A 14,023-nucleotide genomic window follows, 5' to 3' on the forward strand; every position below is an offset into this window, starting at 1 on the left:
CAGCGACTCACAGCCCCCCTTGAAGGAACCCCAGACGATGCGTGCCGGCCCTTCCCAGGAGGACATCAGGCGCCACAATCTCGGCGCGCTGCTTCGCCATGTACACCTGGGCGGGCCGATCTCGCGTGCCGAGCTGACCACGAAGATGGGGCTCAACCGCAGCACGATCATGGCGCTGACCTCCGACCTCACCGCGGCGGGGCTGGTGCGCGAGGAGCTGCCCCGCGAGACGGGCCGCGCGGGGCGGCCCTCGCTCGTGGTGCGGCCGGAGTCGGCGCGGGTCTACGTGTTCGCCTTCGACGTGGGCCCCGACCGGCTCGCGGTCGCCCGCGTGGGGCTGGGCGGGGTGATACTCGACCGCCGCGAGACGGCGCGCGAGCGTGGCCCGTTCCAGCTGGACGAGCTGGCCGGGACGCTGGCCGGCTTCGCCAGGCAGATGCGGCGCAAGACCAGGGACGACACCGTCTGCGTCGGGGCGGCGGCGGCCGTGTCCGGCGGCGTGCGCAAGGCGGACGGAGTGGTGCGGTTCGGGCCCAACCTGCTGGCCGAGGAGGTGCCGTTCGGCGAGGAGCTGGGCCGCAGGCTGGGCCTGGGGCTGCCGGTCAGCGTGGGCAACGACGCCAACCTGGCCGCGCTCGCCGAGCACAGCCGCGGCGTCGGCGCCGCCGTCAGGGACCTCATCTACCTGCATGGTGACGTGGGCATCGGCGGCGGCATCATCGCGGGCGGCCATCTGCTGGGCGGCCACGACGGTTACGGCGGCGAGGTCGGCCACATGGTCGTCAACCCGGGGGGCCGCGCCTGCGGCTGCGGCTCGCACGGGTGCCTCGAGGCGGAGGTGGGGGAGCGGGCCCTGCTGGAGGCCGCGGGCCGCGTCGGTCCCGGGCAGCACGGGCGGGACGCGGTGCGTGCCGTGGTGGAGGCCGCCGACCGGGGCGACATCGAGGCACAGGACGCCCTCAGCAAGGTCGGCGACTGGCTCGGCCTCGGCGTGGCGAACCTGGTGAACATCTTCAACCCGGAAATGGTGATCTTCGGGGGGATGTTGCGGGAGATCTACCTCGGGTCGGCGGCGCAGGTGCGTACCCAGCTCGCCCTGCACGCGATGGCGCCGCAGCGGGAGAGGCTGCGGCTGCGCACGTCGTCGCTGGGGGACGCCGCCACGCTGGTCGGCGCGGCCGAGCTGGCCTTCGCCCACGTCCTGGCCGACCCCCTGGAGGTCCTGGCCCGCGCCAACGCCTGACCGAGGGTCAGGCGACCTTGGACTTGGTGGCCGTCCACGTGTTGCAGAAGCCCGTGGCGCCGCCCCGGTAGCCGCGGTCCTGCCAGAAGGCGAGGTTGCGCGGCTTTCCGTGGATCTTGCTCTCGTCCGCCCTGCGCACGGCGTCGATCCAGTCGTCCCACTCGATCCCGGGGTTGATCGACTTGAGGGTGGCGCTGTAGAAGACGCCGGCGAAGCATTCGGCCTGCATCTCCAGCCGGTGGCTCAGCAGGGCCCGCGCGCTGTCCGAAGCGGGCCAGTACAGCGCGTTCTGCACGTCCAGCACGCCGATGAGCTGCTGCACGTGGTGCCCCCATTCGTGGGCGACCGAGTGCGCGATGTTCATCCTGAACGGGTCGCCCAGGTCGTGGCGCATGATGCGGATGGCGATCGTGCGCTGCACCGGGCAGTACTGCGCGCCGTTGCTGGTGATCTTCCCGCAGACGGAGTCGCTCCCCGTCGTGATCGTGACCTCGGGCGAGGTGTACGTCAGCCCGGCGGCCGCGAACCGATCGGCCCAGAAGCGGTCGGCGCATTCGGCCATCGCGCGGTGGAAGGACTTGAGCGAGGCGACGCTTCCCGCGCGGATCTGCGGGACGGCGCATCTCTGGGCGGCCACGCGTCCGCCCATCGCCCCCGACAGGCCGGCCCGCGCGATGCTCGACGCCGCCCAGGCCGGCTCGGAGAAGAGGAGCAGACCCGCGACCATGCCCGCTAAGAGGGAAATGCGCATGATCGCGGATCTTAGATTACTTAGTAGCGATTCGGGCTAAAGGACCTTGGCCTTCGGCGCGGCCCAGGTGTTGCAGGCGCTCGCCGACTCGCTCTTGAAGCCGCGCTGGAGCCAGTAGGCGTTGTTGGCGTCCTTGCCGTGGGTCTGGTCGGCGCCGCTGCGCACCTTCACGCCGATGGAGCTCAGGTCGAGGAAGTTGTGGGTGGACTTGAGGATGGCGTCCCATTCGGCGTCGCCGCGCCCCAGCGAGTCCCAGACGCGGCCGACGAAGGCAGCGGACAGGCACTGCGCCTGCAACTCGGAGCGACGGACCCCGTCGAGCGCCCGTGCGCTGCTGCCGGCGTAGAAGGTCTCCGTGGCGTTGCCGATGCCCGTGAGCTGCTGGACGTGGTGCCCGTACTCGTGGGCCAGCACCTGCATCAGCGCCAGGTTGCGCGGCTCTTCGACGATCTCCGGGCTCAGCAGGAACGTGATGGACTTGTTGTTCGGGCAATAGAGCGCCTGCGCGCCCTCAGGGAACTTCCCGCACGCCGTCTTCGTGCCCACCCTGGTGATCACCGTGAGCTTGGGGGTGCTGAAGCGGTAGCCCGCCTTCTTCACCACGGGCGCCCACGCCTGCTTGAGGCAGTCCATCACGGAGGAGAAATAGACCTCCGCCTCTTCGACGGACCCGTGGTTGACCGGCGGCTCCTCGCACGTCTGGATGCCGAGCTTGCCCGCCTTGTACAGCGGGTTCTTCGTCAGGACCGGCTTGAAGGCCGGCGCCGAGACGGTGGCCGCGTGGGCCGTGCCGGCGAAGAGCAGGCTCGCCAGGGCGCCTGCCATGAGCGCCAATCGGTGGATACGCATGAGAAGGCACCCTATTAAAGAGGGAGTTCCAGGTAAAGGAACATTAAAGTGTATTTCTGGGTGAGGCGGACCAAGTGTTGCACGCGCCCGGAGTCCCGCGGTTGAAGCCGCGCGTCATCCAGGCGGCCTGGGTCGGTCCCCTGCCGTGGTCGTTCTGCGGCCACCCCTTGGCGCCGTTCTTCCTGAACCAGTCCACGGTGTACGCCCAGTCGGCGTCCGTGACCAGCTCCGTCCCCTTCATCGTGCTCATGAAGACCGAGGAGAAGCATTCGGCCTGCAGCTCCGAATTGCGCGAGAGCTGCAGTCGCTTGGCCTTCGCCGCCACGGTCCTTGCGGCCCAGTAGTAGTTCCAGATGCCGGAGATCTGCTGGACGTGGTGGCCGTACTCGTGGGCGATCAGGCGGGTGATGCCCAGCGGGAACGGGTTCCGCAACTGGTCCCGGCTGATCATCAGGTACATCGTGCGGTCGGTGGAGCAGTAGACGCCGTCGGCGCCGGCGTTCCACGCGCCGCAGGGCGTCTTGACCTTGGTGGTGATGATGCGCAGCCGCGGCTTGGCGAACGGCAGCCCGGCCTTGCGGAACTGGGCGCCCCACGCCTTGTTGAGGCAGTTGGTGACGCGGGTCAGGAAGCGCCGGTACGCGATCATGCTCCCGGCCGGGAGGTTGCCGGGCGCGCAGTTCACGTCGGTCAGGCGCCCGGTCTTGTAGAGCGGGTTGGCCGTCGCCACCGCCCTGCCGATCGAGGGGCCCTGGTTCGACTGGCTGGAGACCTTGGCGGGGGGAGAGGCGAGCTGCTGGGCCTCGTTCTGCGGCTCCGTCGAGGTGGTGGCCACGTCGGCCAGCACCAGCACTAAACCGGCCGCTGCCAGGGCAAGTGCCAGCATGGCGACCGCCAGTGCCGCGAGTTTACTTTTGGGGACGGAGTTCATATGTCCCGAAAGACTAGGTCAAGATCGGACATATGTGGGTGGATTTGACTCGATGGAGTCAGTGAGGCTTCAGCGAACTAGACTCGGGACGTCGGCGCACAAGAGCAGAGGGGAGTCGGATCCGTGAGCGGGTTGCTGGGCTCGATTAAGGGACCGCACGACGTCAAACGGCTCGCTGTCGAGGAGTTGCCACAACTCGCGGGGGAGATCCGTGATCTGCTCGTCGACTCGTGCGCCAGGTTCGGCGGACACCTGGGACCCAACCTGGGTGTGGTGGAGCTCACCATCGCCGTGCACCGGGTCTTCGACTCGCCGGACGACCCCGTCGTCTGGGACACCGGCCACCAGGCGTACGTGCACAAACTGCTGACCGGACGGGCCGCGGGCTTCCAGGCGCTCAAGCAGGAGGGCGGCCTGTCGGGCTACCCGAGCCAGGCCGAGTCCGAGCACGACTTCGTGGAAAACTCCCACGCCTCGACCGCGCTCTCCTACGCCGACGGCCTGGCCAAGGCGTTCAAGCTGCGCCGCGAGCACGACCGCACGGTTGTCGCGGTGATCGGCGACGGCGCGCTGACCGGCGGCATGGCGTGGGAGGCGCTCAACAACATCGCCGCCGCCAAGGACCTGCCGGTCGTGATCGTGGTCAACGACAACGGCCGCTCCTACTCGCCCACGATCGGCGGCCTGGCCTCCCACCTGTCCTCGCTGCGGGTCAACCGCAGGTACGAGGACATGCTCGAATACGTCAAGGAGAAGCTGGGGAACGTTCCCGTCCTCTACGACGCGCTCCACGGCTTCAAGAAGGGCGTCAAGGACGTCCTGGCGCCGCAGGTCATGTTCGAGGACCTCGGGCTGAAATACGTCGGCCCCATCGACGGCCACGACGAGCAGGCCATGGAGGCCGCGCTGCGCAAGGCCCGCGACTTCCGCGGCCCGGTCATCGTGCACGCGCTCACCCAGAAGGGCCGCGGCTACACGCCCGCGGAGAACCACGACGAGGACCAGTTCCACTCGCCCGGCGCCTTCGACCGGGCCACCGGCGCGGAGAAGCCCAAGGGGCGCATCTGGACCAACGTGTTCAGCGAGGAGCTCGTCCGGCTCGGCAAGGAGCGCGAGGACCTCGTCGCGATCACCGCGGCCATGCTCCACCCGACGGGCCTCAACGCGTTCGCCGAGGCCTTCCCCGAGCGCATCTACGACGTCGGCATCGCCGAGCAGCACGCGCTGACCAGCGCCGCCGGGCTGGCCCTCGGCGGCATGCACCCGGTCGTGGCCGTCTACGCCACGTTCCTCAACCGGGCCTTCGACCAGCTCCTCATGGACGTCGCCCTGCACCGGCTGCCCGTCACCGTGGTGCTCGACCGGGCGGGCGTCACGGGCGACGACGGCGCCAGCCACAACGGCATGTGGGACCTGTCGATACTCCAGGTCGTCCCGGGCCTGCGGATCGCGGTGCCGCGCGACGGCGACCGGCTGACCGAGCTGCTGCGCGAGGCCGTGGAGGTCACCGAGGGGCCGACCGTGCTGCGCTTCCCCAAGGGCCCGGTCGCCGAGCCGCTCGAGGCGGTGGGCAAGCTGGGCGAGATGGACCTGCTGCGCGCCCCGGCGGGCGAGCCCGACGTGCTGCTGGTCGGCGTCGGCCCGATGGCGCAGGTCTGCATCGACGCCGCGGTCCTGCTCGACGCCCAGGGCATCTCGGCCACCGTGGTCGACCCCCGCTGGGTCAAGCCGCTCGACGAGGCGCTGGTGCTGGCGGCGAGCGCCCACAAGCTGGTGGCCGTCGTCGAGGACAACGGCCGCGTGGGCGCCGTGGGCGACGCCGTGGCCCGCCTGCTGCGCGACTCCGACGTCGACGTGCCTGTGCGTACGTACGGGATTCCGCAGGAGTTCCTCGACCACGCCAAGCGGGCGGCGATCCTCAGCCGGATCGGCCTGACCGCGCAGGACCTCGCGCGGCAGATCACCGAGGCGGTCGCGAAGCGGACCTCCCACGAGGAGCCCGCCCGCCGCTGACCCACCGCGGCGCTGATCCCCGTCACGGCGCCCAACGCCCAGCCCACAGCCGCCCGGCGCGCTGGCAAAGGGCACCGTGTGGCGTGCTGGCAAAGGGCGTTGCCGATCGCGCCTTGCCTCCCCTGGCGTGCGGTGCCGTGGCCGGGCGCTGTGCCGCGGCTGAGGTGCTGTGACGCCGGGTAGTCAGCGGTTCGCGGGTGGCGCCGTTCGTGATCAGGCGTGATCACGAAAGGGTGTGGGAAGGATCGATGCTGTGGAGATCTTTCGCACGAAGAGTGTCGAGCAGTCGATCCGCGACACCGAAGCCCCCGAGCACCAGCTGCGCAAGCGTCTGACCGCCACCGACCTGACGGTCTTCGGCATCGGCGTGATCGTCGGCACCGGGATCTTCGTGCTCACGGGAGAGGTCGCCAGGGAGGTGGCGGGCCCCGCGGTGGCGGTGTCGTTCGTCGTCGCGGGCATCGTCTGCGGGCTGGCGGCCCTGTGCTACGCCGAGTTCGCCTCCACGATCCCGGTCGCCGGCTCGGCCTACACCTTCGCCTTCGCCACCCTGGGCGAGTTCCCGGCGTGGGTGATCGGCTGGGACCTGACCCTGGAGCTGGCGCTGGCCGCGGCCGTGGTGGCGGTCGGCTGGTCGGGCTACTTCGCCTCGATGCTCTCCTCCATCGGCATCCACCTGCCCAGCGCGATCGCGGGCGAGGATCCCGTGGTCAACGTGCCCGCGATCGCCATCATCCTCCTCCTCACCACCATCCTGGTCGCCGGGATCAAGGTGTCGTCGCGGGTCAACCTCATCCTCGTGATCACCAAGATCGGGGTGGTGCTGCTGGTGATCGTGGCCGGGCTGTTCTTCGTCAAGGCCGCCAACTACACCCCGTTCATCCCCGAGGCGGTGTCCACGCCGCGGGTGGAAGGGCTGAAGGCGCCGCTCTTCCAGGTGCTGTTCGGCGTCACGCCCGTCGCGTTCGGCGTGCTCGGCATCTTCTCCGCCGCGGCGATCGTGTTCTTCGCGTTCATCGGCTTCGACATCGTCGCCACTGCCGCGGAGGAGACCATCGAGCCGCAGCGCGACGTCCCGCGTGGCATCCTCGGCTCGCTGGCCATCTGCACGGCTCTCTACGTCGCGGTCTCGCTGGTCGTCGTCGGCATGCAGCGTTACGACCAGCTGAGCACCTCGGCGCCGCTGTCCGACGCGTTCGTCTCGGTCGGTTTCGCCTGGCTGGCCACGATCATCAGCATCGGCGCCATCGCCGGCCTGACGACCGTGGTGCTCGTGCTGCTGCTCGGGCAGACCCGGGTGCTGTTCGCGATGTGCCGCGACGGGCTGCTGCCGCGCCCGCTGGCGCAGGTTCATCCCCGCTTCGGCACGCCCGCCCGGCTCACGATCGTCGTCGGAGTGGTGGCGATGGCGCTGGCCGGGTTCGTGTCGTTCGGCGCGCTGGCCGAGCTGGTGAACATCGGCACGCTCTTCGCGTTCGTGGTGGTGTCGATCGGCGTGATCATCCTCAGGCGCACGCGACCTGACCTGCCCCGGGCCTTCCGCGCGCCGCTGGTGCCGCTGCTGCCGATCGTGTCCGTGCTGGCCTGCCTCTACCTCATGCTCAACCTGCCGGTGGAGACGTGGGTGAGGTTCCTGGTCTGGATGCTCATCGGCGTCATCGTCTACTTCGTCTACGGCTACCGCCACAGCAGGACCGCGGCCCCCTGGGTCAAGAGCGACGACTGAGGGGGGCGGGCGCGACCCCACCCCCCGGAGTCGTCTCAGAGGGCGGCAACGGCCCCTGTCACGGCCTCCACCAGGCAGCCGTTGTCGAAGACCTTGCCCCAGCGCACCGGCTTGCCGTACCACTGGCCCTTGACCCCGACGGCGTGCGGCTGCATCTCACGGGTGCAGGCGGCGTCCGGTGAGACGTTGAGCTGCTTGGGATCCCCGTGGACCTGCTCCAGCAGCTCGCAGGCCTCTTGCGCGTTCGGGTGGCTGCCCCCGGCGGGCCCGCAGTGGAGCCGGACCGTCTTCTTCGCCCCGCCCTTCACCGCTACGGCGATCTTGAGCTGGGCCTTCGGGCGCGCGGCCATGGCGGGCGACGAGGTGCCCAGCATGACGAGGCCGCAGAGCGCGAGGGTGCCTAGTGCTCGGATCATGATAACTACTCTCCGTTCGTAGGAACGTACGAAACGTTACGACGGAGGTGGATGTGGAGTAAGGAGGCCCGCCGGGCGGGCCTCCTTAAAAGGGTCAGGCAGGCACCGAGGCGATTCCCGGGACGAGGAAGCGCGGCTGGGCGATGCCCGTCCTGTCCAGGTACGGGGTGATCCCGCCCAGATGGAATGGCCAGCCGGCCCCGAGGATCATGCACAGGTCGATGTCCTGTGGCGCGGCGACCACGCCCTCGTCCAGCATGATGCGGATCTCCCTGGCCAGCGCCGCCAGGACGCGGTCGCGCACCTGCTCGGCGGTGGACGGCCCAGCGGTGGACGCTGAGCCGCCGGAGAAGAGGGCCACCGCCTCGGGGTCGAGCGTGAAGTCCGGGCGGTACACGCCCGGCTTGCCCGTGGCGACCAGCTTGGCCATGTTCTCCGAGACGCCGAACCGGTCGGGGAAGGCCTCGTGCAGCGTCTCGGCCACGTGCAGGCCGACGGCCGGGCCGACGAGCTGCAGCAGCGCGAACGGCGTCATCGGCAGCCCGAGCCCGTCCAGCGCGTGCTCGGCCACCTCCAGCGGCGTGCCCTCGTCCACGGCCGCCACGACCTCGCCCATGAAGCAGGTCAGCAGCCGGTTGACCACGAACGCGGGCGCGTCCTTGACCAGCACCGACGACTTCTTCAGCGTCTTGCCCACCGCGAACGCCGTGGCCAGCGTGGCGTCGTCCGTCGCGGCGCCGCGGATGATCTCCAGCAGCGGCATGACGGCCACCGGGTTGAAGAAGTGGAACCCGACCAGCCGCTCGGGATGCTCCAGATCGGCGCCCATCTCGGTCAGGGAGAGCGAGGAGGTGTTCGTGGCCAGCACGCACTCGGCCGAGACCACGGCCTCGACCTCGGCGAACACCTGCTTCTTGACCGCCAGGTCCTCGAACACGGCCTCGATCACGAAGTCGGCGTCGGCGAAGGCGTCCTTGGTCAGCGAGCCGGTCACCAGAGCCTTGAGGCGGTTGGCCTGGTCGGCCGAGACGCGGCCCTTGCCGAGGAGCTTGTCGACCTCCGCGTGCACGTACCCGACGCCCTTGTCGAGTCTGGCCTGGTCGAGGTCGGTCAGCACGACCGGCACCTCGAGGCGGCGCGCGAACAGCAGCGCCATCTGCGAGGCCATCAGCCCCGCGCCCACCACGCCGACCTTGGTGATCTTGCGGGCCAGCGACCGGTCGGGCGCGCCCGCGGGCCGCTTGGCACGGCGCTGCACCAGGTCGAACGAGTAGAGCCCGGCCCGCAGCTCGTCGCCCATCAGCAGGTCGGCCAGCGCCTGGTCCTCGGCGGCGAAGCCCTCGTCGCGGGAGGCCGTGCGGGCCTGGGCGATCAGGTCGAGCGCGCGGTAGGGGGCGGGGGAGGCGCCGCGCAGCTTCATGTCCACCAGGAAGCGCGCGTCGGCGACCGTCTTGTCCCAGTCCTCGTCGTGGGAGGGCCGCTCCACGGCCAGCTCGCCCTTGACCACGCGGGCGGCCCAGCGCAGTGACTCCTCCAGGAAGTCGGCGGGCTCGAACATCGCGTCCGCCACGCCCAGCTCGTACGCCTCCTTGCCCTTGATCATGCGGTTCTGCGAGAGCGGGTTCTCGATGATCAGCTTGATCGCGTTCGCCGGGCCGATCAGGTGGGGGAGCAGCTGCGTGCCGCCCCAGCCCGGCACGAGGCCGAGGAAGCACTCGGGCAGCGCGACCGCGGGCACGCCCGAGGAGATCGTCCGGTACGCGCAGTGCAGCGCCACCTCGAGCCCGCCGCCCATCGCGGCGCCGTTCACGAACGCGAACGACGGGATCGGCAGCTCGCCCAGCCTGCGGAAGACATGGTGGCCCAGCGCGCCGATGGCCAGGGCCTCCTCGCGCGTGGTCAGGGCCGCCGCGCCCTTGAGGTCGGCGCCGACGGCGAAGATGAACGGCTTGCCCGTCACGCCCACCGCGGCCAGGTCGGTGCGCTCGGCGATCTCCGACAGCGCGCCGTTGAGCGCGAACAGGCCACGCGGGCCGAACGTGTTGGGCTTGGTGTGGTCGAAGCCGTTGTCCAGCGTGATCAGCGCCATCGTGCCCGCGCCGTAGGGCAGCTGCACGTCACGCACCAGCGCCTTGGTGACGACTTCGTCGCTGCTGCGCTCGCTCAGCAGGCCCCGCCAGGTCTCGATCTCGCTCATGCCAGGTTCTCCCAGATCACAGTGCCGCCCATGCCCATGCCGACGCACATGGTGGTGATGCCGTACCGCACGTCGGGACGCTCGCCGAACTGCCGCGCGAGCTGCGTCATCAGTCGCACGCCCGAGGAGGCCAGCGGGTGGCCGTAGGCGATCGCGCCGCCGTACTGGTTCACGCGGGGGTCGTCGTCGGCGATCCCGAAGTGGTCGAGGAAGGCCAGCACCTGTACGGCGAACGCCTCGTTGATCTCGAACAGCCCGATGTCCGAGATGTCCAGGCCGGCCAGCCGGAGCGCCCGCTCCGTGGACGGGATCGGCCCCACGCCCATGACCTCGGGGTCCACGCCCGCGAACGCGTAGGAGACGAGCCGCATCTTCGCGCCCAGCCCCAGCTCGTACGCGACCTCCTTGGCGGCCACGACGCACCCGGTGGCGCCGTCGTTGATGCCGGAGGAGTTGCCCGCCGTGACGTTGCCGTGCGGCCGGAACGGCGTCTTGAGCGTGCTCAGCCCTTCCAGCGTGGTGCCGGGTCGCGGCGCCTCGTCCTCGACCGCCAGGCCCCAGCCCTTCTCGGCCGTCCTGATCGCGGTCGGCACCAGGTCCGGCTGGATCTTGCCGTCGGCGTACGCCTTGGCCGCCCGCTCCTGCGACAGCACCGCGTACGCGTCCGCGCGCTGCTTCGTGATCGTCGGGTAGCGGTCGTGCAGGTTCTCCGCCGTCATGCCCATGACCAGCGCGCTCGGGTCGACCAGCTTCTCCGACAGGAACCGCGGGTTGGGGTCGACGCCCTCGCCCATCGGGTGGCGGCCCATGTGCTCGACGCCGCCCGCGATGGCCACGCCGTACGCGCCGAACGCGATGCCGCCCGCGACCGTGGTGACCGCGGTCATCGCGCCCGCGCACATGCGGTCGATGGCGTAGCCGGGCACGCTCTTGGGCAGGCCGGCCAGCACCGCCGCCGCCCGGCCGATGGTCAGGCCCTGGTCGCCGATCTGCGTGGTCGCGGCGACGGCGACCTCGTCCACGCGCTCGGGGGGCAGGTTGGGGTTGCGCCTGATGAGCTCGCGGATGACGCGGACGACCAGGTCGTCCGCGCGGGTCTCCGCGTACAGCCCCTTCGGTCCTGACCTGCCGAAAGGCGTGCGCACGCCGTCGACGAACACGACGTCACGAGAGGAAGGCACGAATTCGCTCCTCGTTGGAGAGTGGGTTCCGTGCCTATGCTACTCGCCAGTAACTACTCCGCAGACGAGGGCGGCGGTCAGCAATGCGTAAACGACGGCCGTGCCCGGCTCCCAGAGATGGGCGCGGGCCCCGACCAGGGCCGCGACCGCCATGGCCGCGCCCGTCCAGAGCGCCGCGCCCTCTCGCGGGCGCGCGCCGCGGCCGGGGTCCCATGGATCGCCAGGTGATCCGCCCGACCGCAGGGCACGCACCAGCATCCCCACCGCGTCACGTGCCCACCACAGGACGAACAACACTCCCGCCGCGACACTCATCACCGCCAGCGCCTCGGCGGCCCAGCGCAGGGCGTCGGCGAAGGCGTACCGGGCGGCCTCGCGGAAGAAGTGCGGCGCCGTCCAGCCGAGCAGCAGCGTCACCGCCCAGCCGCAGGCCACCGCCAGCCTGCTGAGTGGTCGTGCCCGTCCCGAGCGGGCGACGGCGTAGAGCTCTCGCTCCTTCTGGCGGACGAGCCGGGCATGGGCGCCCCAGACGTACTGGGTGATCGCCAGCGCGGGCAGCGCCATCAGGAAGACCGCCAGTGACAACACGGCCAGCGGCAGCGTCTGCTCGGCGCTCTGCGCCCGGTCGGCGAGCACCTGGGCGGTGGCCAGCAGCGCGATGGCGGCGGAGAGTGCGATGAAGGCCCGGCGGCGGGCGGTCCTGGCCCTGGCGCGCATCTCGGCCAGTCCCTGAGCGCCTGGAGGGGGCGCCATCTCGGTCAACAGCATGACTGTCATGATGGCGTCACCGCGCGTAGCGACGCCCCCGATTCGCGGGCTTTGGATGGAGCCCTCGCTGGCACGGAAGAGTGGCAGCCCGGTGGATTGCCGCGGCCGGCTGAATGGCGCGACATTTCCTTGGGCCGCGGATTTTCTCAGTACACTGCGCGTCACCGGAAGAGGAACGCGTTTCTCTTCTGCGGAGGGGGGCGTGTGAGACAGAGCGCGAAATACCCGGTGGAAGCTCCAGTCCGGCGGAGCCGCGAGGCTGTCCCGCGACGGCGGGTCTCCGTGCTGGGATGGGTCAGCATCGGGCTGACACTCGTGCTGGTGGCCGTCTCGCTCGGCGCGTACGCGTACTACCGGCGCCTCGAGAGCGAGATCCCCCGCGAGGACATCAACGTCGGCCCGAGCCGCCCGCCGGAGACCGGCGCGCTCAACGTCCTGCTCGTCGGCTCAGACTCCCGCGAGGGCGACAACAAGCAGTACGGCGCCAAGTCGCAGGGCCTCGGCGAGCGCACCGACACGATCATGTTGCTGCACATCTCCCCGAACCGGGACAAGGCCACCATGATCAGCTTCCCTCGTGACTCCATGGTGGTGATCCCCGAGTGCCCGAGCCGTACCGGCGCGGTGCTCCCAGGAGGTCTGCGCCAGATCAACTCCGCCTTCAACGACGGCGGCATCAACTGCACGATCAAGACCCTCGAGTCGCTCACCAACATCAAGATCAACCACTTCGTGAAGGTGGACTTCACCGGCTTCAAGGGCATCGTCGACGCCATCGGCGGCATCGAGATCTGCCTGCCCAAGCCCGTCAACGACCCCAGGTCCAAGCTGGTGCTCGGCGCGGGCAAGCACGTGGTCAACGGCGAGCAGGCGCTGGGCTACGTACGGACCCGGTACGCGCTGGGCGACGGCAGCGACCTGAGCAGGATCCAGCGGCAGCAGGTCTTCCTCACCAAGGTGCTGGACACGGTCACCAGCGCCGGTCTGCTCACCAACCCGGTCAAGCTGAACGCGTTCCTGGAGTCGGCCGTCGCGGCCGTCACCGTGGACAGCGGGCTGACGCTGGAGCGGATGGTGGAGATCGCCAAGAGCGTCAAGGGGCTTACGGCCAAGGAGCTCAAGGGCGTCACCGTGCCCACCGAGCCCTATCCGCAGGACAAGAACCGGGTCCAGTTCAGCCAGCCGGCCGCCGGGGACTTCTTCGAGAGCGTGCGCAACGACGTCGAGGTCACCGCGACCCCCACGCCCGGCAAGGCCGCCGGACCCAAGATCGAGAACAAGCAGGTACGCGTCCAGGTGCTCAACGGCACGGGGGAGCGGGGCAAGGCGCTCCAGGTGGCCGACCAGCTGGCCGAGCAGGGCTTCGTGATCATGGGGGTCGGCAACGCCGCCACGACCGCGACCACCTCCATCCGGTACGCCAAGAAGGACACCACGGACGGGCCCGCCTACGCGGACGCGGTGGCCGCGCGGCTGTCGAAGGAGAAGAAGACGCCGGTGGCGGGCAAGGTCCGGCCGGTCAACACGGAGCCGTACAAGTCGCCGGCCGCCCAGACGCCGGACGGGCCGATCGTCCAGCTCGTCATCGGGGCGGACTGGCCCGGGGTGCGCGTGGTCTCGGCGATCCCCGACTCGCTCAAGGACAAGGTCGTCGACTCCAACACCAACCCCTGTCTGTAAGCCCCGCCCGGGGTTGGGCCGCCGGTGACGCCTCGGGTGCGTCCGGCGTCGATCCGTAGCGCCCATCCGGCCGTTTGCGTGCTTTCAGAAGCAGGCCGCAGCGCTGGTGTTGCGGAAAGTGATGAATGTTACAGAGAGTGTTTTTAGTGAAACATGTGAAATTTCCGGACAAGGGGAGGTTTAGTCTGCTAGGAAAGGGCGCGGTCCGAATTCGTACTAGAGAGGTTCCATCGTGGCGCGCGACGAGAACGACAGGCCTTACGAGGAT

At 69.9% G+C, this 14,023-nt stretch carries 11 protein-coding genes; 4 read left to right on the forward strand and 7 right to left on the reverse strand.

Translation table 11 applies throughout. The features are described from left to right. The first annotated feature begins 37 nt into the window (after window positions 1-37). On the forward strand, window positions 38-1,243 hold the full coding sequence (locus ACIBVN_RS04600; RefSeq protein WP_397132643.1) for an ROK family protein: 1,206 nt from the start codon (window positions 38-40) through the stop codon (window positions 1,241-1,243). Window positions 1,244-1,250: 7 nt separating this feature from the next. On the opposite strand, the gene ACIBVN_RS04605 is transcribed toward ACIBVN_RS04600, so the two are convergent. Genes ACIBVN_RS04605 through ACIBVN_RS04615 form a run of 3 tightly spaced genes read right to left on the reverse strand, consistent with a single transcriptional unit; the run spans window position 1,251 to window position 3,774 of the window. Further along, complete coding sequence (locus tag ACIBVN_RS04605) at window positions 1,251-1,994, reverse strand: neutral zinc metallopeptidase (RefSeq protein ID WP_397132645.1); 744 nt, start codon at window positions 1,992-1,994, stop codon at window positions 1,251-1,253. A gap of 36 nt (window positions 1,995-2,030) precedes the next feature. After that, a complete protein-coding gene (locus ACIBVN_RS04610; protein ID WP_397132647.1) occupies window positions 2,031-2,843 on the reverse strand; it encodes a neutral zinc metallopeptidase in 813 nt (270 codons plus the stop codon). A 43-nt stretch (window positions 2,844-2,886) separates the two neighbouring features. Then, window positions 2,887-3,774: a neutral zinc metallopeptidase gene (locus ACIBVN_RS04615; protein ID WP_397132649.1), complete on the reverse strand. Its 888-nt coding sequence runs from the start codon at window positions 3,772-3,774 to the stop codon at window positions 2,887-2,889. Between the two features lie 132 nt (window positions 3,775-3,906). Between ACIBVN_RS04615 and dxs the strand changes: the two genes are divergently transcribed. Next, a complete protein-coding gene (gene dxs / locus ACIBVN_RS04620) occupies window positions 3,907-5,787 on the forward strand; it encodes a 1-deoxy-D-xylulose-5-phosphate synthase (protein WP_397133164.1) in 1,881 nt (626 codons plus the stop codon). A gap of 253 nt (window positions 5,788-6,040) precedes the next feature. Continuing rightward, on the forward strand, window positions 6,041-7,513 hold the full coding sequence (locus tag ACIBVN_RS04625) for an amino acid permease (RefSeq protein WP_397132651.1): 1,473 nt from the start codon (window positions 6,041-6,043) through the stop codon (window positions 7,511-7,513). Window positions 7,514-7,548: 35 nt separating this feature from the next. On the opposite strand, the gene ACIBVN_RS04630 is transcribed toward ACIBVN_RS04625, so the two are convergent. From ACIBVN_RS04630 to ACIBVN_RS04645, 4 genes are all read right to left on the reverse strand, one after another. Beyond that, a complete protein-coding gene (locus ACIBVN_RS04630) occupies window positions 7,549-7,929 on the reverse strand; it encodes an SSI family serine proteinase inhibitor (protein WP_397132653.1) in 381 nt (126 codons plus the stop codon). A 94-nt stretch (window positions 7,930-8,023) separates the two neighbouring features. Next, entirely contained in the window at window positions 8,024-10,126 is a 2,103-nt protein-coding gene (locus ACIBVN_RS04635; protein ID WP_397132655.1) for a 3-hydroxyacyl-CoA dehydrogenase NAD-binding domain-containing protein, read from the reverse strand. Then, window positions 10,123-11,286, reverse strand: a complete 1,164-nt coding sequence (locus ACIBVN_RS04640; RefSeq protein ID WP_397133166.1) for a thiolase family protein — start codon at window positions 11,284-11,286, stop codon at window positions 10,123-10,125. The genes ACIBVN_RS04635 and ACIBVN_RS04640 overlap by 4 nt, the downstream gene beginning before the upstream one ends. A gap of 60 nt (window positions 11,287-11,346) precedes the next feature. Next, window positions 11,347-12,075 carry a hypothetical protein gene (locus tag ACIBVN_RS04645; protein WP_397132657.1) on the reverse strand — a complete coding sequence of 243 codons (729 nt, stop codon included), beginning with the start codon at window positions 12,073-12,075 and terminating at the stop codon, window positions 11,347-11,349. A gap of 282 nt (window positions 12,076-12,357) precedes the next feature. Here ACIBVN_RS04645 and ACIBVN_RS04650 point away from each other — a divergent pair, with 282 nt between their 5' ends. Further along, window positions 12,358-13,755 (forward strand): LCP family protein, encoded by a 1,398-nt coding sequence (locus ACIBVN_RS04650; RefSeq protein WP_397132659.1) that lies wholly within the window; start codon window positions 12,358-12,360, stop codon window positions 13,753-13,755. Window positions 13,756-14,023 lie beyond the last annotated feature (268 nt).

This window comes from Nonomuraea sp. NPDC049400 (assembly GCF_044466425.1).
In the GTDB taxonomy this organism is placed as follows: domain Bacteria; phylum Actinomycetota; class Actinomycetes; order Streptosporangiales; family Streptosporangiaceae; genus Nonomuraea.

Coding starts and splice junctions, on each gene's coding strand:
- ACIBVN_RS04600 (WP_397132643.1), top strand. CDS start 38: ATGCGTGCCGGCCCTTCCCAGGAGGACATCAGGCGCCACAATCTCGGC.
- ACIBVN_RS04605 (WP_397132645.1), bottom strand. CDS start 1,994: ATGCGCATTTCCCTCTTAGCGGGCATGGTCGCGGGTCTGCTCCTCTTC.
- ACIBVN_RS04610 (WP_397132647.1), bottom strand. CDS start 2,843: ATGCGTATCCACCGATTGGCGCTCATGGCAGGCGCCCTGGCGAGCCTG.
- ACIBVN_RS04615 (WP_397132649.1), bottom strand. CDS start 3,774: ATGAACTCCGTCCCCAAAAGTAAACTCGCGGCACTGGCGGTCGCCATG.
- ACIBVN_RS04630 (WP_397132653.1), bottom strand. CDS start 7,929: ATGATCCGAGCACTAGGCACCCTCGCGCTCTGCGGCCTCGTCATGCTG.
- ACIBVN_RS04635 (WP_397132655.1), bottom strand. CDS start 10,126: ATGAGCGAGATCGAGACCTGGCGGGGCCTGCTGAGCGAGCGCAGCAGC.
- ACIBVN_RS04645 (WP_397132657.1), bottom strand. CDS start 12,075: ATGCTGTTGACCGAGATGGCGCCCCCTCCAGGCGCTCAGGGACTGGCC.